18 protein-coding genes are annotated in these 21,377 nt (G+C 69.0%); 4 read left to right on the plus strand and 14 right to left on the minus strand.

Features of this window, described 5'->3' with window-relative positions:
* Positions 1-18 precede the first annotated feature (18 nt).
* Positions 19-861: an IclR family transcriptional regulator gene (locus OED52_RS18955; protein ID WP_264152364.1), complete on the minus strand. Its 843-nt coding sequence runs from the start codon at positions 859-861 to the stop codon at positions 19-21.
* Positions 862-1,238: 377 nt separating this feature from the next.
* Here OED52_RS18955 and OED52_RS18960 point away from each other — a divergent pair, with 377 nt between their 5' ends.
* Positions 1,239-2,552 carry a bifunctional o-acetylhomoserine/o-acetylserine sulfhydrylase gene (locus tag OED52_RS18960; protein ID WP_264152365.1) on the plus strand — a complete coding sequence of 438 codons (1,314 nt, stop codon included), beginning with the start codon at positions 1,239-1,241 and terminating at the stop codon, positions 2,550-2,552.
* 61 nt (positions 2,553-2,613) lie between these two features.
* Here the strand turns inward: OED52_RS18960 and OED52_RS18965 are convergent, their stop codons facing one another.
* Both OED52_RS18965 and OED52_RS18970 read right to left on the minus strand, forming a co-directional pair.
* The gene (locus tag OED52_RS18965; protein WP_264152366.1) at positions 2,614-3,501 is read right to left on the minus strand and encodes an amidohydrolase family protein; all 888 of its coding nucleotides are present in this window, start codon (positions 3,499-3,501) and stop codon (positions 2,614-2,616) included.
* Between the two features lie 32 nt (positions 3,502-3,533).
* Positions 3,534-4,052 (minus strand): ribonuclease H family protein, encoded by a 519-nt coding sequence (locus tag OED52_RS18970; RefSeq protein WP_264152367.1) that lies wholly within the window; start codon positions 4,050-4,052, stop codon positions 3,534-3,536.
* Positions 4,053-4,121: 69 nt separating this feature from the next.
* On the opposite strand from OED52_RS18970, the gene OED52_RS18975 reads away from it, so the two are divergent.
* The 3 genes from OED52_RS18975 to OED52_RS18985 are packed head-to-tail and all read left to right on the plus strand — an operon-like array spanning position 4,122 to position 6,196.
* Positions 4,122-5,105, plus strand: coding sequence for a DNA-3-methyladenine glycosylase family protein (locus OED52_RS18975; protein WP_413247688.1), 984 nt, complete (start codon positions 4,122-4,124; stop codon positions 5,103-5,105).
* Between the two features lie 44 nt (positions 5,106-5,149).
* Positions 5,150-5,629 carry a MarR family winged helix-turn-helix transcriptional regulator gene (locus tag OED52_RS18980; RefSeq protein ID WP_264152368.1) on the plus strand — a complete coding sequence of 160 codons (480 nt, stop codon included), beginning with the start codon at positions 5,150-5,152 and terminating at the stop codon, positions 5,627-5,629.
* Positions 5,630-5,686: 57 nt separating this feature from the next.
* Entirely contained in the window at positions 5,687-6,196 is a 510-nt protein-coding gene (locus OED52_RS18985) for an acyl-CoA thioesterase (protein WP_264152369.1), read from the plus strand.
* Positions 6,197-6,209: 13 nt separating this feature from the next.
* Here OED52_RS18985 and OED52_RS18990 read toward each other — a convergent pair whose 3' ends face one another.
* From OED52_RS18990 to OED52_RS19040, 11 genes are all read right to left on the minus strand, one after another.
* Positions 6,210-7,361, minus strand: a complete 1,152-nt coding sequence (locus OED52_RS18990) for an acyl-CoA dehydrogenase family protein (protein ID WP_264154772.1) — start codon at positions 7,359-7,361, stop codon at positions 6,210-6,212.
* 43 nt (positions 7,362-7,404) lie between these two features.
* The gene (locus OED52_RS18995; protein WP_264152370.1) at positions 7,405-8,922 is read right to left on the minus strand and encodes an acyl-CoA synthetase; all 1,518 of its coding nucleotides are present in this window, start codon (positions 8,920-8,922) and stop codon (positions 7,405-7,407) included.
* Positions 8,923-8,979: 57 nt separating this feature from the next.
* Positions 8,980-9,753 carry an enoyl-CoA hydratase gene (locus OED52_RS19000; RefSeq protein WP_264154773.1) on the minus strand — a complete coding sequence of 258 codons (774 nt, stop codon included), beginning with the start codon at positions 9,751-9,753 and terminating at the stop codon, positions 8,980-8,982.
* Positions 9,754-9,791: 38 nt separating this feature from the next.
* Positions 9,792-10,673 (minus strand): NmrA family NAD(P)-binding protein, encoded by an 882-nt coding sequence (locus OED52_RS19005; RefSeq protein ID WP_264152371.1) that lies wholly within the window; start codon positions 10,671-10,673, stop codon positions 9,792-9,794.
* A complete protein-coding gene (locus OED52_RS19010; protein WP_264152372.1) occupies positions 10,673-12,625 on the minus strand; it encodes a hydantoinase B/oxoprolinase family protein in 1,953 nt (650 codons plus the stop codon). Before OED52_RS19010 ends, OED52_RS19005 begins: the two co-directional genes overlap by 1 nt.
* Positions 12,622-14,724, minus strand: coding sequence for a hydantoinase/oxoprolinase family protein (locus OED52_RS19015; protein ID WP_264152373.1), 2,103 nt, complete (start codon positions 14,722-14,724; stop codon positions 12,622-12,624). The genes OED52_RS19010 and OED52_RS19015 overlap by 4 nt, the downstream gene beginning before the upstream one ends.
* A gap of 196 nt (positions 14,725-14,920) precedes the next feature.
* A complete protein-coding gene (locus OED52_RS19020) occupies positions 14,921-15,589 on the minus strand; it encodes an SRPBCC family protein (RefSeq protein ID WP_264152374.1) in 669 nt (222 codons plus the stop codon).
* A complete protein-coding gene (cutA, locus tag OED52_RS19025) occupies positions 15,586-18,114 on the minus strand; it encodes an aerobic carbon-monoxide dehydrogenase large subunit (RefSeq protein WP_264152375.1) in 2,529 nt (842 codons plus the stop codon). Before cutA ends, OED52_RS19020 begins: the two co-directional genes overlap by 4 nt.
* Positions 18,111-18,752, minus strand: coding sequence for a (2Fe-2S)-binding protein (locus OED52_RS19030; protein WP_264152376.1), 642 nt, complete (start codon positions 18,750-18,752; stop codon positions 18,111-18,113). Before OED52_RS19030 ends, cutA begins: the two co-directional genes overlap by 4 nt.
* Positions 18,749-19,663 carry an FAD binding domain-containing protein gene (locus OED52_RS19035; protein ID WP_264152377.1) on the minus strand — a complete coding sequence of 305 codons (915 nt, stop codon included), beginning with the start codon at positions 19,661-19,663 and terminating at the stop codon, positions 18,749-18,751. The genes OED52_RS19030 and OED52_RS19035 overlap by 4 nt, the downstream gene beginning before the upstream one ends.
* 87 nt (positions 19,664-19,750) lie before the next feature.
* Positions 19,751-21,199 carry a uracil-xanthine permease family protein gene (locus OED52_RS19040; protein ID WP_264152378.1) on the minus strand — a complete coding sequence of 483 codons (1,449 nt, stop codon included), beginning with the start codon at positions 21,197-21,199 and terminating at the stop codon, positions 19,751-19,753.
* Positions 21,200-21,377: the final 178 nt, after the last annotated feature.

The following is a 21,377-nucleotide window of genomic DNA, read 5'->3' on the forward strand; positions in this document are numbered from 1 at the left end:
CGTTTCAGGGCAGGTCCGTCAGCCCACCTTCTCGGCGGCACCCGGGAGCGTCACGTCCCGTTCCTGCTCGGGGAACAGCGCGCGGGTGATCTTGCGGGCGGTGTCGGCGACGATCGGGGCCACCCATTCGAGCCGCGTCGAGCGGGCGTCGGCCGCGAGCGACAGCGCCGCGACCGGGCCGTCGGCACCGCGCAGGGCCACGCCCACACAACCGATCCCGCGGGCGGCTTCTTCGCGTTCGAAGGCGACACCGCGACGCTTGCGGATGCGGTTGAGTTCCTGGTGCAGGTTCGCCGAGTCGCGGATGGTGCGCTCGGTGCACGGGACGAGCACCTTGCCGTAGAGGGCGTCGACGCGTTCGGGTTCGAGCCACGCGAGGATCGCCTTGCCGGCGGCGGTCGCATAGGCCGGATACCGGCCGCCGACGCGGGACGGCACGCTGGACGCGAACTGCCCACCCACCTTGTCGAGGTAGAGCACCTCGTTGCCCTCGAGCACCGTCAGGTGCACCACCGCGCCGGTCTGCATCGCGAGCTCGTGCAGGTGCGGTGCGGCCGCCTCCCGGATGCGGCGGTGGCCGGTGTCGCTGCCGCCGAGGCCGAGGGCACGCGGGCCCAGGCAGTAGCCGAAGGACGCGTGCTCGACCCAGTCGCGTCGGACCAGATGGTCGAGGATGCGGTGCACCGTGGATCGGGGCAGCCCGGAACGGCAGGTGACCTCTTCGAGAGTGAGGGCGCCACGGCTGTCGAAGGCTTCGAGGATGAGGGTCATCCGATCGACCATCGATGGAGGAAGCTCTCGCTTCACAGGTGTTCCGACGGGCTCGAGCGAGGAGTCGACGGCGGTCAACTTCACCTCCATAAGTCCTGGCCACGACCCTGCGCGCCTCATGAAACTGGAATCTGTTCCAGTACGTTAGCAGTATCACAGCCGCCACCGGAAGAGGTACACACAGACTGTAGGTAGGCGGAGTCCCACTCGCTGGGACGGCGAATTCCTACGACTGTGGTCGGAATCGTCCGGAGGCGTTATTGTCGTGACCGTGAGCAAGACGCAGGAACGGTCGACCCAGCGACCGCACCGTCGTGCCCACCTTTCGTGTATCTGCGGGTGTCCGGCCCGCTGACCGCCCGCACCCGCCCTGTCCCTCCCGAACCCCTCCGCGTCGTGGGGTGTCCTGTGGAGCCCGAAGGTCAGCATCTCGACGATCCGCATCCCACCCGAATCCGGAGCATTTCATGAGCGAGAACAACCCCGAAGCCTTCGATCCCAGCGCGAACTGGAGCTTCGAGACCAAGCAGATCCACGTCGGTCAGCCCGCCGGTGGTGACACCAAGGCCCGCGCGCTGCCGATCTACCAGACCACCAGCTACACCTTCGACAGCACCGACCACGCCGCGGCGCTGTTCGGTCTGGCCGAGCCGGGCAACATCTACACCCGCATCATGAACCCGACGCAGGACGCCGTCGAGCAGCGCATCGCCTCCCTCGAGGGCGGCGTCGCCGCGCTCCTGCTCTCCTCCGGTCAGGCCGCCGAGACCTTCGCGATCCTCAACCTCGCCGAGGCCGGCGACCACGTCGTGTCGAGCCCGTACCTCTACGGCGGTACCTACAACCTGTTCCACTACACGCTGCCCAAGCTCGGCATCGAGGTCACCTTCGTCGAGGATCCCGACAACCTCGACCAGTGGGCCGAGGCGATCCGCCCCAACACCAAGGCGTTCTACGGCGAGACCATCGCCAACCCGAAGAACCACGTCCTCGACATCCCCGGCATCTCCGGCGTCGCGCACGACAACGGCCTGCCGCTGATCGTCGACAACACGGTCGCCACCCCCTACCTGCTCCGCCCGCTCGAGCACGGCGCCGACATCGTCGTGCACTCGGCCACCAAGTACCTCGGTGGCCACGGCACCGCCATCGCCGGTGTCATCGTCGACGGCGGCAAGTTCGACTGGACGCAGGGTCGCCACACCAACTTCACCACGCCCGACCCGAGCTACCACGGTGTCGTCTTCGCCGATCTCGGCGCCCCGGCCTACGCGCTGAAGGCCCGCGTGCAGCTGCTGCGCGACATGGGTGCGGCCGTCTCGCCGTTCAACGCCTTCCTCATCTCGCAGGGTCTCGAGACGCTGAGCCTGCGCATCGAGCGGCACGTCGAGAACGCGAAGAAGGTCGCCGAGTTCCTCGAGGCCCGTCCCGAGGTCGCGTCGGTGTCGTACGCCGGGCTCCCGTCCTCGCCGTGGTACGAGCGCGCCCAGACCCTCGCGCCGCGCGGCGCGGGCGCCATCGTGGTCTTCGAGCTCTCCGGTGGCATCGAGGCCGGTAAGAAGTTCGTCAACGCCCTGACCCTGCACAGCCACGTCGCCAACATCGGCGACGTCCGCTCGCTGGTCATCCACCCGGCGTCGACCACCCACTCGCAGCTCACCCCCGAGGAGCAGCTCGCCTCGGGGGTCACCCCGGGCCTGGTGCGCCTGGCCGTGGGCATCGAGCACATCGACGACATCCTCGCCGACATCACCGTCGGCCTGGAGGCCGCCGGATCCTGATCCGGCACCTGCCGAACCGGTAGCCGCCCCCACCGTCCCGACGGTGGGGGCGGTGCCCGTTTCAGGCGGGTTCGGCGTCGAGGTCGAACAGCCTCGTGGCGTTGTCCCGGCACACGGCGCGGATCCAGTCGTCGTCGGGCGCGACCCGCTCGAGCACCTCGAGCTGGTGCAGGTAGTCGTAGGGGATGTTCGGAAAATCGGTGCCCAGCAGGATCTTCGAACGCAGCTCACCGAGTCGGGGCAGCTGGTCGGGCGGGAACGGGGTGTCCTTCTCCACGAAGTCGGTGAAGGCCATCGTCGTGTCGAGATGCACCCGCTCGTATCGCTCGGCGAGATCGAGGAATTCGCGGTACTCGGGCAACCCCATGTGCGCGACGATCACCGTCAGCCGCGGGAAACGCCGCAACAGGTCCCGCATGGGTTCGGGACCGGTGTGCGTGCCGGGGGCCGGACCCGAACCGCAGTGCACGACGATCGGTGTCCCCGTCTCCTCGAGCAGGCCCCACACATCGTCGAGCAGCGGGTCCAGCGGGGTGTAGTCACCGACCTGGATGTGCGACTTGAACACCCGCGCACCGGCGTCGATCGCCTCGGCGACGTAGCTCTTCGCCTCGGGTTCGGGATAGAAGGTGGCGGTGTGCAGGCAGTCGGGGGTGCGGGACGCGAAGTCCACCGCCCAGGCGTTCAGCCACGCGGCCATGCCGGGCTTGTGCGGGTAGAGCATGGCGGTGAAGCGCCGCACCCCGAACTCCCGCAGCCGCGCGAGGCGTTCCTCCTCGGTCTGCCGGTAGGTGATCGGCCACGGCCGGCCGACGAGCGGTCCCGCGGCGTCGAAGTAGGCCCACACCTTGTCGAGGACGTTGCGGGGCATGAAATGGGTGTGGACGTCGACGAGGTGGTCGAGTCCGTGAGCATTCCGGAACCGGGCGATCCGCTCGACTTCGTTCATGGCGCGACCGTACCGGCGCGGCCCGCGGAACGTCAGAAGAGGGTCAGTTCGGCGTCGTCGACCCGCTTCGACGGAGCGCGCTCGGCCGGCGCGACGGTGGGCACCTCGATCGGCCCTGGCTTCGCCGCGATCTCGCGGGCAGCCTGCCCGGCGAGGGTGTCGGCCAGCTCGTTGAAGTGGTTGCCGACGTGGCCGCGCACCCAGCGGAACCGCACCGGCCCGGCCCGCTCGGTGAGCTCGCGGTCGATCGCACGGACGAGGTCGAGGTTCTTCACCGGCGCGCCGGTCGCCGTCTTCCACCCCTTGCGCTTCCAGCCGGGCAGCCACTCGGAGGCGCACTTGATGGCGTACTGCGAATCGGACTCGATGATCATCGGCTCGGAACCGGGATGGGCCTTCAGGGCCTCGAGCAGCGCCCTGAGTTCCGCGATCTGATTCGTCCCCGAGCGCTCGCCACCCGACGCACTGGGGCCTTCGTGATTGACCCACGCCCATCCGATGGCGCCACCGGGATTGCGCAGGCAGGATCCGTCGGTGCTCACGATGATCATGCGCCCGACCATATCCCTACCCTCCGACACGGCGAAAGTCGGCGCGACATCCCGGAGTACGGTATGGAGGTGACCGTGTCCGGCGAGGGAGGACGACCCGGCGTGTGCGCCCCGGGCGGCGCGACCCCGACCGTCGGCACCGGCCCGCTCGAGGCACGTGTGCGCATCCCCCGGCCCGTCGACGTCGTGCGCTCCCTGCGGCCGCTGCAGCGCGGCCCCTACGACCCCTGCCATCGCACCGACGGAACGACGGTCTGGCGGACCTCCCGGATGGATTCCGGACCCGTCACCTACCGGCTCACCCAGGACGGCCCGCACGGCGCGTGGTGTCTCGCCTGGGGGCCGGGCGCCCCGGAGCTGCTCGACCGGCTGCCCGCCCTGCTCGGCGCCGACGACGACCCTTCCGGTTTCGCACCCGACCATCCGGCGCTCGCCGAGGCACACCGGCGGCTGCCCGCGTTGCGCATCCCCCGCACCGGCCGGGTGCTCGAGTCCCTCGTCCCCGCGATCCTCGAACAGCGCGTGCACGGGGTCGCGGCGTTCGCCTCGTGGCGGCGCCTGGTCACCCGGTTCGGCGATCCGGCGCCCGGGCCGGCGCCGGAAGGGATGCGGGTGCCGCCCGCCGCACAGGTCTGGCGGGTGGTTCCGTCCTGGGAGTTCCATCGCGCGAACGTCGATCCCGGTCGCGCCCGGACCGTGGTGCGCTGCGCGCAGCTCGCCGACTCCCTCGAACGTCTCGTCCGGTGCACGCCCGCCGAGGCCCGGCGGAAGCTGCGGTCCGTCCCCGGGGTGGGGGTGTGGACGGCCGCGGAGGTGGCGCAGCGTGCCTTCGGCGACAGCGACGCGCTCTCCGTCGGCGACTACCACCTCGCGAAGGTGGTCGGCTGGTCGCTGCTGGGCCGGCCTCTCGACGACGCGGGCATGATCGAGCACCTCGAGCCGCTCCGCCCGCACCGTCACCGGGCGGTCCGGTTGATCGTCGAGTCCGGCGGTTACGCGCGGGTTCCGAAACGCGGCCCGCGGACCCCGATCACGGATCACCGCGGAAGGTGACCTGGCTCTCGCTGCCCGGAGGCACGCCTCGTAGACTCGGTGCCATGTCCGCCACCGACGATGCGGCCGGCCCGGAACGCCTCGGGCACCTCCCCAGCTTCCTGATGACACAGGCGGCGCGACACGTCCACCGGGTCGTGTTCGACCGGCTCGACGCCGCCGACGCCCGCGGGCACCACTACCGGGTCCTCGCCGCGCTCGAGGAGTACGGGCCGTCCAGCCAGATCGATCTCGCGCGGCGCTGCAGTCTCGACCGCAGCGACGTGGCGGGCACCGTCGACGCGCTCGCCGACCGGCGTTTCGTCGAACGCGCCCCCGATCCGACCGATCGGCGGCGCAACGTCGTCAGCCTCACGCGCCGGGGCCGCAACCGGTTGTTCGATCTCGATCGCCGGCTCACCGAGGCGCAGGAGGAGGCCTTCGCTCCCCTCGACGACGCCGAGCGGGAGCAGCTCGTGTCGATGCTCACACGACTTGTCCAGTATCACACCCACCCGGCGCAGATCGCCGCGCGGCCGTCGTAGGCTTGGAACGTGCGGGTACCGGAGATCCCGGGAGCGCGTTCTACGAAAGGACCACGGGTGCAGGCCAAACCTTGCCGAGAATCACGAGTCATCAAGACCAGCAGGGTTTTTCCCAACGACGTCAACGACCACAACACGTTGTTCGGCGGGAAACTGATGAGCGACATCGACATGACCGCCTCGATCTCCGCGACACGTCACAGTCGCGCCTCGGTCGTGACGGCGTCGACCGACTCGGTCGCCTTCCTCGAGCCCGTGCGTCCGTCGGACTCGGTGTGCCTCGAATCGTTCGTGACGTGGACCGGCCGCAGTTCGATGGAGGTGTTCGTCAAGGTCACCGCCGAGAACCTGCGCAGCGGTGAGCGGCGCATCGCCGCGACGGCCTTCCTCACCTTCGTGGCGATCGACGACGACGGTCACCCCACCCCGGTGCCCCCGGTGCTCCCGGAGTCCGAGGAGGAGCGCCGCCTCAACCAGTCCGGCGACGAGCGCGCCGAGCACCGTCGCGCCCATCGCCGGTTGAGTCAGGAGATGGCGGAGTACCTCACCACCAGCCGTCCGTGGTGAGGTAGCCGCTCCCCTACAACGCCCGCGCGATGATCTGCTTCATCACCTCGTTGGCGCCGGCGTAGATCCGCTGCACACGCGCGTCCTCGTACATGCGGGCGATGAGGTATTCGCGCATGTAGCCGTAGCCGCCGTGCAGCTGCACGCAGCGGTCGATGACCTCGCACTGCTTGTCGGTCAGCCAGTACTTGACCATCGCGGCGTCGGACGCGTCGAGTTCGCCCTTCAGGTGCTGTTCGATGCAGTGGTCGAGGAAGACGCGGCTGGTGCGTGCGATGGTCTGGCACTCGGCGAGTTCGAAGGCGGTGTTCTGGAACTCGAAGAGGCTGTGGCCGAAGGCCTGTCGCGCCTTGGTGTAGCGCACGGTCTCCTCGACGGCCCGCTCCATCGCGCCGGCGGCCTGGGCGCCGATGATGAGGCGTTCCTGCACGAGCTGCGCCATGAGCTGCCCGAAGCCGAGGCCCTCGGTCTCGCCGAGCAGGTTGGTCACGGGCACCCGCACGTCGACGAACGACAGTTCGGAGGTGTCGGCGGCGTGCTGGCCGACCTTGTCGAGCACGCGGCCCACCGAGAACCCGGGGGTGTCGCGCAGGTCGACGATGAGCAGCGACACGCCCTTGGCGCCGGCCTTCGGGTCGGTCTTGACGGCGAGGACGATGACGTCGGCCGACGAACCGTTGGTGATGAAGGTCTTCGAGCCGTTGACGACGTAGTGGTCGCCGTCGCGCACCGCGGTGGTCTTGATGGCCTTGAGGTCCGAGCCCGCGCCGGGTTCGGACATGCCGATGGCGCCGAGGATCTCACCGGTGGCCATGCCCGGCAGCCAGGTCTTCTTCTGCTCCTCGTTGCCGTACTCGAGGATGTAATGGGCGACGATGCCGCTGTGCACGGAGTTGCCGAAGGCGAGATCGCCGGAATAGCCCTGCGCCTCGAAGACGGCGAGGTCGTGCGCGAAAGTTCCTCCGCCGCCGCCGTATTCCTCCGGAATCGAGCAGCAGAGCAGGCCGAGCCTTCCGGCCTCGAGCCACACCTCGCGATCGATGCGGCGCTGCGACTCCCACTTCTCCGACTTGGCCATCACCTCGCGCTCGAAGAACTCGCGCGCGAGATCGTAGACGGCAGAGACCTCGTCGTCGTGCCAGGAGGGGATGTACTTCTTCGCCATGGACATGTCGTTTCCTTCTCGGAGTGTTTCGGTCGCGGGGGCGTCAGGAACCGCGCAGCTCGCGCTTGAGGAGCTTGCCGCTCTGGTTGCGCGGCAGGGTGTCGACGAAGCGAACGGCCTTGGGCACCTTGAACGGTGCGAGGCGCTGCTTGACGTGGTCGATCAGCTCGCCCTCGTCGAGGGCATGGCCCTCCTTGAGCACGACGACCGCGGTCACGGCCTCGATCCACTTCTCGTCGGGCGTGCCGATCACGGCGACCTCGGCGACGGCCGGGTGCGTGTAGATCGCGTCCTCGACCTCGCGGGAGGCGACGAGGATGCCGCCGGTGTTGATGACGTCCTTGATGCGGTCGACGACGGTGATGAAGCCTTCGGAGTCGCGGGTGACGAGGTCGCCGGAGTGGAACCAGCCGTCGCGGAAGGCCTCCGCGGTGGCCTCGGGGTTGTCCCAGTAGCCGAGGCACAGTTGCGGTGAGCGGTACAGGATCTCGCCGGGTTCGCCGTCGGGCACGTCGTTGCCGTCCGAGTCCACGATGCGAGTCTCGACGAACATCACCGCGCGACCGCACGAGGCAGGACGGGCGTCGTGCTCCTCGGGTCGCAGCACGGTGGCGAGCGGCCCGATCTCGGACTGGCCGAAGCAGTTGTAGAAGCCGAGTTCGGGATAGCGGGCACGGAGCCGTTCGAGCACCGTGACCGGCATGATCGACGCCCCGTACTGGGCCTTGCGCAGTGACGACAGGTCGCGGTTGTCGAGATCGGGGTGGTTGGTCAGCGGCACCCACACCGTCGGGGCGAGGAACAGCGCGCCGATGCGTTCCTCCTCGACGAGGCGGAGGATCTCGGCGACGTCGGGGGCGGGCAGCAGTCGCACGGTCGCGCCCACCGCGAGGTAGGGCAGCAGGAAGACGTGCATGGCGGCGGAGTGGTAGAGCGGCATGCACACGAGCGGGTCGTCGCCGGCCGACAGGTCGAGGGCGTCGATCGACGACATGTACTCGAAGATCAGGGCACGGTGGGTCATCATGGCGCCCTTGGGCTTCGAGGTGGTCCCCGAGGTGTAGAGCAACTGCACGAGGTCGGTGTCGGCCACCGTCACGTCGAGGGTGGGCACCTCACCGGTCCGCGCGACCGTGAGCAGGGAGTCGTCGGCGTCGCGGAGCGGGACGACGGTCTCGGCGGGCACGCCGGCCAGGACGGCGTCGAGGTTGTCGCGCAGCACCGGGTCCACCAGCACCGCCTTCGCGCCGGACTGGCCGAGCAGGTACGACAGTTCCTCCCCCCGCAGGGCGTAGTTGATCGGTACGTGCACGAGCCCGGCGCGGGCGGCGGCGAGATAGCCGAGGGCGTAGGCATCGGAGTTGGTGCCGTAGGCGGCCACGCGGTCGCCCTTGGCCAGGCCGAGCGACAGCAGGTGGGCGGCGGCGCGGGTGACCGCTTCGTCGAGTTCCCGGTAGGTGAACTGCCGGTCGCCGAAGCGGAGCGCGACGCGCTGGGGGTAGCGGGCGGCGGTGCGGTGCAGGATGCCGTCGACGGTGCTCTGACGAGGGTCCGTGGTCATGGAAGCGAAGGTTATAGGACGTCCAACCAAATATCCAGACCTAGCGATCGCTCAGCTTCACCGGCCCCGCCAGACCGGAGCGCGCTTCTCCACGAACGCCGTCATGCCCTCCTGGGCGTCCTCGATCATCGCGTTGGAGGCCATCGTCTCCGCCATCGCCGCGTAGGCGGTGTCCTGCGGCAGGTCGACCTGCCGGTAGAAGGCCTCCTTGCCGATGCGGACCGTCGCCGGGGAGGCCGACGCGATCTTCAGGGCGAGCTCGGTGGTGGCGGTCTCGAGCGCTTCCGGTTCCACGACGAAGTTCACCAGCCCCCAGTCCGCCGCCGTCCGCGCGTCGATGGTGTCGCCGGTGAGCAGCAGCTGCAGCGCCCGCTTGCGTCCGATCGCACGGCTGACCGCGACCATCGGGGTCGAGCAGAACAGGCCGATTCGCACACCCGGGGTGCCGAACTCGGCGTCCGTCGCCGCCACCGCAAGGTCGCACGCCGCGACGAGCTGGCAGCCCGCGGCGACCGCCGCACCCTGCACCGACGCGATCACCGGCTGCGGGATCGACTGCACGGTGCGCATCATCTCGTTGCAGGTCTCGAAGATCGCACGTTCCTCGTCGAGGGTGCGGCCGATCATCTCCCGCAGGTCGTGACCGGCGGAGAAGACCGGGCCCTCCGCGCGGATCACGATCACCTTGGTGTTCGCCGACAGAGCGGTCAGACCGGCGACGACCTCGCGCATGGTGGCCACCGACAGGGGATTGCGCTGCCGGGGCCGGGCGAGGGTGAGCACGCCGATGCCGCTGTCCTCGTCGACGGCGATGAGCACGGGTGCGGGCAGGGTTTCGGCGGCGCCGCGGCCGGCGGTGGAGCGATCGGTCACGTTCCCCTTCCTACACCACCTGCGGGCGTGGGACCGGGGATCCGCGGCGCGAGGTCGGTGATGCGGGTGGGTTCCCGGCCCAGCAGTGCGGTCAGGGTCGTGCTACCGGCGACGAAGCCGTGCCGGTCGTAGAAGTCGAACATCGCGCGCAGCCGTGCCCGTGTCCCGGCGGACAGCATGGCGCCGTGCCGTCGCTCCCATTCCGCGAAGGACACCTGCCGCACCGCGACCGGCCGTCCCGTCGCGGTGCCCAGCTGCCGGACACCGATCGCCTCCGGTCCCCCGAGTTCGTAGGTGGCTCCGTGGTGGACGTCCGCTCCTTCGATCAGGACACGGGCCGCGACGTCCGCGACGTCCGAGAGGGCGACGAACGAGAAGGGGGCGTCCGGATCGTAGGGGACCTCGAGCAGGTCGGTGGTCCCGTCGAGCACCGCCGCGAAGTTCTCGGCGTAGGCACACGGCTGCAGTACCGTCCAGCGCACCCGTTCGGCGGTGTGCAGCAGGTCCTCGCAGCGCGCCTTGTCGAGGTGGTGCGGCATCGCCGGGGTGTAGGGCCAGGCCACCGAGTGGTAGACGACGTGGTCGACCCCGGCCTCGGTCGCCGCCCGCAGGAACCGCGCGAACAGGGCCGGTTCGTCGGGATGCATGTTGGGGCCGATGAAGTACACACCGCTGCACCCCGACAGCGCCTCGGCGAGCCCGGCCCCGGTCTCGAGGTCGACAGCACGATCCCCCGTCCGCCGGGCGGTGTGCACCACTCGGCGGACGGGGGGCGTGCCGGCGGTCTCCAGCGCCGCGACGACAGCCGTCCCGGTCTTCCCCGCGGCACCGATCACTGCGAGATCGGTGCCGCGGGAGAGTTCGGCCGTCGTCGACATCAGTTGCCGATGAAGTCGTACTCGGCGAACTCGGCACCACCCGACAGGCGGGCGTAACCGGGACCGCGGTCGAAGAAGGGTTCCTCCTCGCCGCGCTCGGCGCGCATCCGCTCCCGCAGCGCCTCGGTGGCCTCGACGTCGGCTACGGGTTCGTCGACCGAGGTGTCCTTCAGGATCACACCGTAGTCGTCGCGGGCACCCTCGACGGACACCTTGCGCCACAGCACGTCCCGGACCACCTCGTCGATCGGGCGATCGAGCGGGTCGCCCCAGCCACCGCCGCCGGTGGTGCGGATACGCACGACCTGTCCGGCCCTGATCGGCTCGGCGTCGGTGAGGGCGTCGAACTCGCGCTCGTCCGGCCCGCCGGGATCGAGGGTGACGGAGAACGGCTTTCCGGCCTTGCCACCCTTGACGCCCCAGCACGCGAGGATCGAACGGTCCGCGATGGACATGAAGTTCGCGTCCTTGAGCATGCGGATGTGCTTCTCGTAGCCGAGACCACCGCGGTAGCGACCGGCTCCGCCGGAATCGATAGCCAGACCGAGCTTCTCGACGATGAACGGGAAACGGCTCTCGGTGAACTCCGTGGGCAGGTTCCGCGAGTCGGGCACCACGTGGATGGTGTCCTCCCCGTCGGCGTAGTGCCGACCACCGGAACCACCGCCGAGCACCTCACGCATGAGGTAGGAGTGGCCGTCGAAGTCCTCGCCGTACACACCGGTGTAGCGGATGGTCTCCTGGTCGGCGGGCATGTTGCCGTCGACCGCCTTGGCGACCACACCGGAGAGCACACCGAGCAGACGCAGGATCACGAACGTACGAGCGTTGGTGGGAGCGGGGAAGATCGGCGTGATGAGCGTGCCCGGCTCCGGGAACTTCATCTCGATCAGCGGCACCACGCCCTCGTTGACGTCCAGTTCCGCCATGCGGTCCGGGGTGTCGGCCAGGTTGCGGAGGATCGGCGCCAGCCACTTGATGAGGAAGTTTCCGTCGGCGTAGTCACCGCAGTGGTTGATCGGGCCCTTCGCCTGCGGACCGGTGCCGTTGAAGTCCAGGATCAGACGCTCGCCACCCTCGTCCTCCGGGGAGGTCTTGGTGAGGGTGATGCGCTGCACGTGCAGCATGGGCTCGTCCACGCCGTCGTGCTCGGCGTAGTCCTCCCAGGTGTACGTGCCCACCGGGATCTTGCTGAGGATCTCGCGTCGGTACGTCTCCGTGGTGGCGTCGAGGATCGCGTCGAAGCAGGCCTCGACCGTCTCGACGCCGTAGCGCTCGAACAGCTCCGACAGCCGGCGCGCACCCATGAGGCACGCCGAGCACTCGGCGTCGAGGTCGGCGGCGAGCGAGTCGGGCATGCGGGAGTTGCGGGTCATGATCCGCAGCGCCGCCTCGTTCGGAACGCCCTGGTCCCACAGCTTGATCGGCGGGACCATCAGTCCCTCCTCGTACACCGTGGTCGCACCCGAAGGCATGGAGCCGGGGCAGCAACCACCGATGTCGTCGTGGTGGCCGAAGGCCTGCACGAACGCGACGACCGAGGGCTCGGTGTCGCCGGGGCGGGTCGCGAAGACCGGGACGGTGACACACAGGTCGGGGAGGTGGCCGATGCCGCCTTCGGAGAGGTAGACGTCGTTGTGGAAGAAGACGTCGCCGGGCTTCATCGTCTCGAGCGGGAAGTCCCGCGCCACCGGATGCACGAGTGCCGAGTACGAACGCCCGGTGAGCTTGCGCAGGTTGCGGTCGTGGATGCCGGCCCGGAAGTCGTGGGCGTCGCGGATCATCGGCGAGCGCGAGGTCCGGGAGATGGAGGTCTCCACCTCCATCTCGACACTGGCGAGGTAGCCGGCGACGATCTCCACGAGCACCGGATCGGGAGCGGTGCCCGAAGCGTCGGTCAACCGGAAGGGCTTGCGCGTCGTGGCCGCGGCGGGTTCGAGAGTCGCAGTCATCGGGTGGCTCCGTTCGAGTCGGATGTCTTGGTGAGGCGGATGTTGCCGAAAGAGTCGATGCGAGCCCGGAATCCGGGGTGGACCGGGATGGTCGAGCTGAATTCCTCGATCACGGCGGGACCTTCGAGTTCGTCGCCGGCGCCGAGGCGGGCGCGATCGTACACACGGGTGGTGACCCACTCGTCGAAGTACGCCTCGCGGGTGCCGGTGAGGGCGGCGTCCGCGCCCGTGCCCGGGGCGATCTCGGAAAGTTCCGGTCGCTTGATCGGCCCGATTCCGCTGACGCGGAGGTTGACCCATTCCACGTGCTGGTGGGGATCGTTGCGGAAGTCGTAGCCGTAGAGCTCGCGGTGGGCCCGGTGGAAGCGTTCGGCCGTCTCGTCCATCAGTTCCTGGGTGATGGGACCGTCGCCCACCGGCACGCGCACCTCGAAGGCCTGGCCGAAGTAGCGCAGGTCGGCCGAGCGGGCGTACTGCCGCTGTTCGGGACCGAAACCCTCCTCCTCCAGGGCACGTTCGGCCTCGGCCGCGAGGGCGTCGAGCCCGGCCTGCAGCTCGTCGATCTTCAACCGGTCGTGGCGGCTGACGTGCGTCTGCACGTAGTCGTTGCGGACGTCGACGGTGAGCAGACCGAAGGCCGAGACGTTGCCGGGATTGAGCGGCACGAGGACGTCCTTGAGACCGAGGATGTCGACGAGGCGGCAGGCCAGCAGCGAACCGGAACCACCGAAGGTCACCAGGGTGAAGTCGCGGACGTCGAGACCGCGCTTGACGGTGATCTGGCGCAGCGCATTGGCCTGGTTCCAGGCCGACACCTCGAGGATGCCCGTGGCGCACGCCTCGAACTCGAGGCCGAGACTGTGCGCGAGCTCCTCGACGCCCTTGCGGGCGAGCTCGGTGTCGAGCGGGATCTCACCACCGAGCAGGTGGGGAGGGATGCGGCCGAGCAGGACGTGGGCGTCGGTGATGGTCGGCTCGTTGCCGCCCTTGCCGTAGCACAGGGGCCCGGGATCGGCGCCGGCCGACTGCGGGCCGACACGCAGGGTGCCCTCGGGGGTCATCCAGGCGATGGAACCGCCACCGGCGCCGACGGTCACCACGTCGATCATCGGGATCTTGGACGGGTAGACACCCACGCGACCTTCCGTGGTGAGTGCCGGCTCGCCGCCGACCACCACGGTGACGTCCGTGGAGGTGCCGCCACCGTCGCAGGTCAGCACCTGGTCGACACCGGCGACACCGGCGATCAGGGCCGCGCCCAGGGCACCGGCCGCGGGGCCGGAGAGCACGGTGGTGATCGGCTGGTGCACGACCTCCTCGGCCGAGAGCACGCCGCCGTTGGACTTCATCACGTAGAACGGGATGTCGCGCTGCTCGCCCTCGGCGGAGGAGAACTCGCGCAGACGGTTCGCGATGTTGTTGACGTAGTTGCGGATGTTGGGCTTGACCGCGGCGTCGACGAGGGTCGTGATGGACCGCTCGTACTCGCGGTACTCGCGCAGCACCTCGCTGGAGATGCTCACGGTCGCCTCGGGGTACTCCTCCACGAGGATGTCGCGGACACGGCGCTCGTGCTCGGGGTTGGCGTAGGAGTGCATGAGGCACACGCCGACGGTGAGGATCTCGCGGTCCTTGAAGAAGCGGGCGGCGGCACGGACATCGTCCTCGTTCAGAGGACGGATCTCGCTGCCGTCGTATGCGAGACGGCCGCGGATGGTGCGAACGCGGTCGGCCGGTACGATGCGGTCGGGCTTGACCCAGAAGTACGAGTTGCCGTAGCCGTCGGGAACGGACTGGCGGGCGATCTCGAGGACGTGTTCGTAGCCCTCGGTGGTGATGAAACCGAGTGTGCCGACCTTGCCCTCGAGGAGCTTGTTGGTCGCGACGGTGGTGCCGTGGCTGACGGCGTCGATCGCGTCGCCGGTCTCACCGAGCTGCGCGAGGACCTTCTCGATGCCGGCGAGGAAGCCGATGGCCGGATCCTGCGGTGTCGACGGTGTCTTCGTGGTGACGATGGCGCCGGACTCGTCGTCCACCGCGACCACGTCGGTGAATGTTCCGCCGGTATCGATACCGACCCGAATCTTCCTGGATCCCATGTTTCCTCCTGGGTTCGTCTCGCCGGTGTCCCACCTGACGTCTGATGACATTCCACTCCCCGAACGGCGGTGTTTCTTTGTCACATCTCGCCGAACTCACCGCCCCCTGTTCGGGGTTCGTGCACCTGCCGGCCGCAGACGACGGCACCCCCGGACCGTGACGGTCCGGGGGTGCCGTGGGGATTCGGCGAAGAGGTCAGCGCCGGGCGAGGATCGCTCCCAGGGCGACGCCCGCCAGTGCGATGCCCGCGCCCACTCCTGCAGACAGCAGAACGGTTGTCGCCGAGGGCGTTCCGGTCGGAGCCGGGGCAGCCGCCGCGGTGGCCACGGGCAGCGCCGTGGTCCTCACACCCGCACCCTCGGCGACCTCGGTGCCGTTCGTGCTCGCGACGGCTGCGGCTTCGGGTGCACTCGGTGCCGCGGGCAGGCCGTTGGCGATCACGCCGTCGATGCCGTTGAAGAACACACCGGCCATCTTCTTCGCCACACCGGTGATCATCCGCTGGCCGACACCGCCGACCATGCCGCCGACGACCGCGTCCGCGTCGTAGGTGAGCACGGTGCCGCCGTCGCGTTCCTCGAGGCGCACCGCCACGTCGGCCTTGACGGTGCCCGGCGCACCGGCTCCCGACGCCGTCATCACGAACGATTCGGGACGATTCTGCTGGGACAGAACCACTTCCCCGTCGTAGGTGCCCTTGATGGAGGCGACCCCGGCGGTGATGGACAGCTTGTAGTGGTTGTCGCTGATCTGCTCGAGCGACTGCACGCCCGGGATCGTCGCCGCGAGAACACGGCCGTCCTGCAGGCTGTCGTAGACCACCTCGGGGGGTGCCTGCAGTTGCGCGGTACCGGCGATTCTCATTCGTTCTCCTTGTTTCGGGGCGCCGCGTGGGTCGCACGCAGCTCGAACAACTCCGAGGGGGAAATCGGCATGCGGGTGATGGGGATTCCTTCGGCGTCCTCGATCGCGGCGGCGATCACCGCCGAGGTCGGGATGACACCGGCCTCCCCGGCGCCCTTCATCCCGAGGGGATTGAGCGCGGACGGGGTGACGGTGTGGTCCATCTCGAGGGAGTCGGGCATCTCCGTCACGAAGGGCATGAGGAAGTCCATGTACGACGCGTTGAGCATCTGTCCGTGCTCGTCGTAGACGATTCTCTCGTAGAGCGCCCCGCCGATGCCCTGTGCGACCGCACCCTGCACCTGGCCCTCGACGATGCGTGGGTTGATGACGTTGCCGCAGTCGTGCACCACGGCGTACCGGAGCACCCGGATCTCGGCGGTGACGGGGTCGGTCTCGACGATCGCCGCATGGATCCCCGACGCGAAGGTCGAGGTGGGTGGGGAGTAGTAGCCGGTCGCCTCCAGGCCGGGCTGCTCCCCCTCGGGCACGGGCGGTTTCGACATGTCGACCTCGGCGCCGGCGAATCCCGTTGCCTGACGAGACGACTCGTCGAAGGCGTAGCGGAGCGGGTTCGACAGCACGGCCACCACCCCGAGAGGGATGGACGTGCCCTCCGCACCGGGTTCGGTACCCACCACGCACACTTGCCCGCCGCGCAGCTCGAGATCCGCGACGTCCACGTGGAGGTGCTCCGACGCGATCTTCTTCGCCTTCTCCGCCACCATCTGCGCGGCGACGTGGAAGGCCGAGCCGGACATCACGGCACCACGGGAGGCGAACGTGCCGACCGCGTACCCGAAGCGGCGGGTGTCGCCGGTGACGATCTCGACGTCGGAGACCGGTACACCGAGGTCGTCGGCGACGATCTGCGCGAAGGAGGTCTGGTGTCCCTGCCCCTGGGTGGTCAGGCCCGTGGCGGCCTTGACCTTCCCCGAGGTCTCGACGAGCACGTGTGCGCCCTCGTACGGGCCGGGTCCGGTGCCTTCGACGTACGCACCCACGCCGATGCCGACGCGACGCCCCTCGGCGCGGGCCCGTTCCTTGTACTCCGCGAACTCGTCCCAGCCGATGAGCTTCCTGAGTTTGTCCATCCCGGCCTGGTAGTCGCCGCTGTCGTAGATGAGCGGCCGGCCGTCCTGGAAGATCAGGTGGAAGTCGTAGGGCATCTCCTCGGGGCGGATGAAGTTGGTCTCGCGGATCTCGAGGACATCCCTGCCGAGGTGCTTGGCGATGGCGTCCATCGCCCGTTCCATCGCGAACACCGCCTGGGGCCGTCCCGCTCCGCGATAGGGCGTGACGATGACCGTGTTGGTGTACAGCGAGTAGGCGTCGACCCGGAAGGCACGCGGCTTGTAGGGGCCGAGCACCTGGGTGGAGGTGTTGAGCAGCACGATGATTCCGTACGGCAGGTAGGCGCCGCCGTCGTGCCAGATCGAGAAGTCGAAGGCCAGCAGCCGACCGTCGTCGTCGAATCCGACGGTGACCTCGTGGATCTGGCCGCGCTCGTGGGCACTGGAGATGAAGTGCTCGCGCCGGTCCTCGACCCACTTCACCTCGGTGGCGATGCCGGCCTGTCCGAGCCGGCGGGCGGCCCAGGTGACCATGACCTCCTCGGGCCAGGGGTGGACGATCTTCACACCGAAACCGCCGCCGACGTCGGGGGCGATGCAGTGGACCTTGTTGTGTGCCATGCCCAGCCGTGCGGCGATCGCGGCGCGGGCGGAGGTGGACGTCTGGGTGGACGTCCAGAAGGTCAGGGCCTTCTCGTCGTCGTCCCAGCGGGCGTAGACGCCCTTGCCCTCCATCGGCATCGATGCCGAACGTTCGATCTCGAGCTCGAGGGTGAGTCGGTGCGGGGCTGCGGCGAGTTCCGCCTCGATGTCGCCGAATCCGTGCTGGAGGTGGGCGGCGACGTTGTCGGGCACGTCGGGGTGCACGGTGTGCTCGGCACTACGAGCGGTCTCGATACCGACCACGGCCGGGAGGGTCTCGTAGTCGACGTCGATGAGCGCGCACGCGTCCTCGGCGATGTAGCGGTTGTCGGCCACCACCATCACGATCGCTTCGCCGACGTGGTTCACCTCGTCCTTCGCGAGCGGATATCCGTTGCGCGGAGCCGTGATCGCGGGATGCGGGATCAGCAGCGGAAGGTTCTCGGCCATCTCGGGCGAGTCGGCCTCGAGGTCCTCGTAGGTGTAGATGGCGTGCACGCCGGGCAGTTCCAATGCGGCCTCGACGTCGATGCCGCGGATGTGGGCGTGGGCGTGCGGCGACCGCACGAAGGCGGCGGCGAGGGCACCGTGCCCGAGATCGTCGAGATAGCGTCCGTTGCCGCTGACGAGCCGGTTGTCCTCGACCCGGGGGATCGGTTTTCCGAAGGATCGTCCGGACTCGGTGGTGCCGGCGGGGGCGCTCGCGGTCTCGGCGGGCGCCTCCGGTGCGACGGTGGCGTGGGGGACGGACGGGTGGGAGACGGCGGTCATGGACGTCCTGCCTTTCCTCCGACCGGAGCGGTGGTGCCGCGGACCTTGGCGTCGAGCGAGGCGCGGGCCGCCTCGCTGTCGGGGCCGAGAGGGGAGCCTCCGGACCGTTCACGCTTGATCTCGGCGGCGCGCAGGACGGCCGCACGGATGTTCTGGTAGCCGGTGCACCGGCACAGGTTGCCGGCGATCGCCTCGGTCGCCTCCTCCTGGGTGGGGGACGGGTTCTCCTCCAGGAAGGCGGCAATGGTGGTGACGAATCCCGGTGTGCAGAAACCGCATTGCAGCCCGTGACAGTCGACGAAGGCCTGCTGTACGGGGTGCAGGGTGCCGTCCGGTTCGACGAGTCCCTCGACCGTGGTCACCGACCGTCCCTCGAGGCTCGCGGCCAGGACGAGGCAGGAGCGCACCGGCTTGCCGTCGAGCAGCACCGTGCACGCACCGCACACTCCGTGCTCGCACCCGACGTGGGTACCGGTCTGCCGCAGATGGTGGCGGATCGCATCCGAGGCGAGGGTGCGCGAGGGCAGCACCACCGTCTGTGTGACGCCGTTGAGGGTGAAGTTCACCGCGACGTGCTGCTCCCCCGTCTCGGCCTGCAGTTCGTCGGCCTGTTCGGCCCCGGTCGTCGAACTCGTCATCGGTGTCCTCCCGTGTGCATCGGTGTCCGGGTGTCGTCGCGGACGGCGTCCTGCGCGGCCGCGAAGCCGACCCGGGCGGTCAGGGCCGCGACCAGTTGCGACCGGTAGCGGGCGGTGGCGTGGATGTCGGCCTCGGTGTCGACGGTCTCGCGGGCGAGTTCGGCGACCTGCTGCCAGAGCGGGTCGCGTGCGTCGGTCGCGCAGGCGCCGCGCAGGACGTCGGTGTAGTCGACGACCTGCCCGAGTTCACCGGCGGACACGTAGGTCATGCGGGCGGAGGTCACCGCGCCGTCGTCGACCTGCACGCGGGCGACCACCCCGACGAGGGCGTAGTCGCCGTGGCGGCGTGCGATCTCGTCGATGGCGGTGCCGGTTCCGGGACGTGCCGCCGGCACCGACGCACCGATGGCGATCTCGTCGGCCTCGAGGGTGGATTCGAGCGGCCCGGCGAAGAGGTCGGCGGCGGGGATCTGCCGGACGCCGCGCACGGAGCGCACCGTGACGGCGCCGCCGAGCAGTGCCAGGACGGCGGGCATCTCCGCGGACGGGTCGGCGTGGACGAGAGAGCCGACGGTGGTGCCGCGATTGCGGATCGTCGGGTGCGCCACGAGCCGCAGGGCCCGTCCCAGCAGGGGTTGGACCTGCGCGGCGGCCGGATCGGATTCGAGGGCGGCGTGGGTGGTGAGCGCATCGAAGGTGACCCCGAGTTCCGGCGATGCGGAGATCGCATCGAACCGCGGGACGGAGCCGATGTCGACGAGATGGGCCGGTGCCGCCAGGCGCATCGACAGCAGAGGGATCAGCGACTGGCCGCCGGCGAGGACCTTGCCCTCGTGTGCGACCTCCGCGAGGATCTCGCACGCTTCATCGATCGACCGCGGTCGGTGATAGGTGAGTGGCGACGGTTTCATTGGAAAGATCCTGCCCGCATCGTGTGCTCGAGGTTTCGTGGAGAAGTGACAAAGCTCACCCCTCGACAATGTCAGATGTAATGGGGGTCACGCGAGTTGCTCGACGCGCCCCGGGTCGCTCTCCCCGTCCGGGTCGGCCACCGCCCGGTCCGGTTTCCGCTGGTCACCGGGGGTGCCGGGGTCGTCGGGCGCGTCATCCTTGGGCGCGATGACCCGGCAGAGGTGGTAAAGGCCGATGACGACGATGGTGCCCAGTGCGATGCCGCTGAGGGAGAAGGTGTCGGTGATCTGCAGGCTGGTGTCGCCGATGGCGATGATCAGTCCCGCCGCGACGGGCATGAGATTACGGGGATCCCCGAAGTCGACACCGTTCTCCTTCCAGATCTTGGCGCCGAGCAGGCCGATGATGCCGTAGAGCACCACGGTGATTCCGCCGAGCACACCGCCCGGGGTGGCGGAGATGATCGCGCCGAACTTCGGGGAGAACCCGAGGAGCATGGCGATGACACCGGCGGCGGCGTAAGCGGCAGTGGAGTACACGCGGGTGGCGGCCATGACGCCGATGTTCTCCGCGTAGGTCGTCGTGGGTGAACCGCCGACGCTCGTGGCGAGGGCGGTGGCGAGACCGTCACCGGCCAGGGCACGTCCCATCATCGGGTCGAGGTCGGTCTTGGTGATCTCCGCGACCGCCTTGACGTGTCCGGCGTTCTCCGCGATCAGGGCGATGACGCCGGGCAGGACGAGCACGATGAAGGTGAGGCTGAACGACGGGGCGTGGATCCCGACGACACCGGTGGCCTCGTCGCTGAAGGGCGGCAGGCCGAACCACGGCGCGGATGTGACACCCTCCCAGTTCACGCGGAAGTGTTCGGTGACGGCCTCGGCACCGGGATCGTAGGAGGTGATGGGGCCGCTGATGCGGTCGAGGATCCACGACAGCGCGTAGCCGAACAGCAGGGCCAGGAAAATGGCGACGCGGCCGAGGAATCCGCGCAGCACGACGCTGGCGACGATCAGGGCGATCATGACGGTCAGTGCCACCCACTGATCCTGCGGCCAGTAGGTGCCGGCCACCACTGGCGCCAGGTTGAAGCCGATGAGCATGACCACCGCGCCGGTGACCACCGGCGGAAGGATCTTGAAAACCAGGGAGCCGCCGAGGAAATGGATGACGACGCCGATCGCGGCGAGTACCAGGCCGGAGACCATGATGGCGCCGGTGACCTCGGCGGGCGAGCCGCCCTGCGCGTAGATCGCGGCGATGCCGCCCACGAAAGCGGCCGAGGTGCCCAGATAGCTGGGGATGCGGCCCTTCACGACGGCGAGGAAGAACAACGTGCAGAAGCCCGAAAGCATGACTGCCAGTTGCGGGTTGAGTCCCATGATGATGGGGAAGACGAAAGTGGCGCCGAACATCGACACCACGTGCTGACCACCCAGGCCGATGGTGCGGCCCCAACTCAGGCGCTCCATCGGCGCCACGACCTGTCCCGGTTCTATGTTCTTGCCGTCTCCGTGCACTGTCCAGATGGGCATGATCGGACCTTTCAGCAGAGTGTGGGTCCCGATGGAGTTCACGCGGATCACCGAACCTGTGTCGCCGATCACATGTGGACGTCGGTAGGCGCAAACGCTAATCGAGCCAACGGGGTCCGGCGTGGGAGGAATCTGCCAGGAGACGACTCGGGAATTCGGCAAGATCCGTGGTTGATCG

This window comes from Rhodococcus sp. Z13 (assembly GCF_025837095.1).
Lineage (GTDB): Bacteria > Actinomycetota > Actinomycetes > Mycobacteriales > Mycobacteriaceae > Rhodococcus > Rhodococcus sacchari.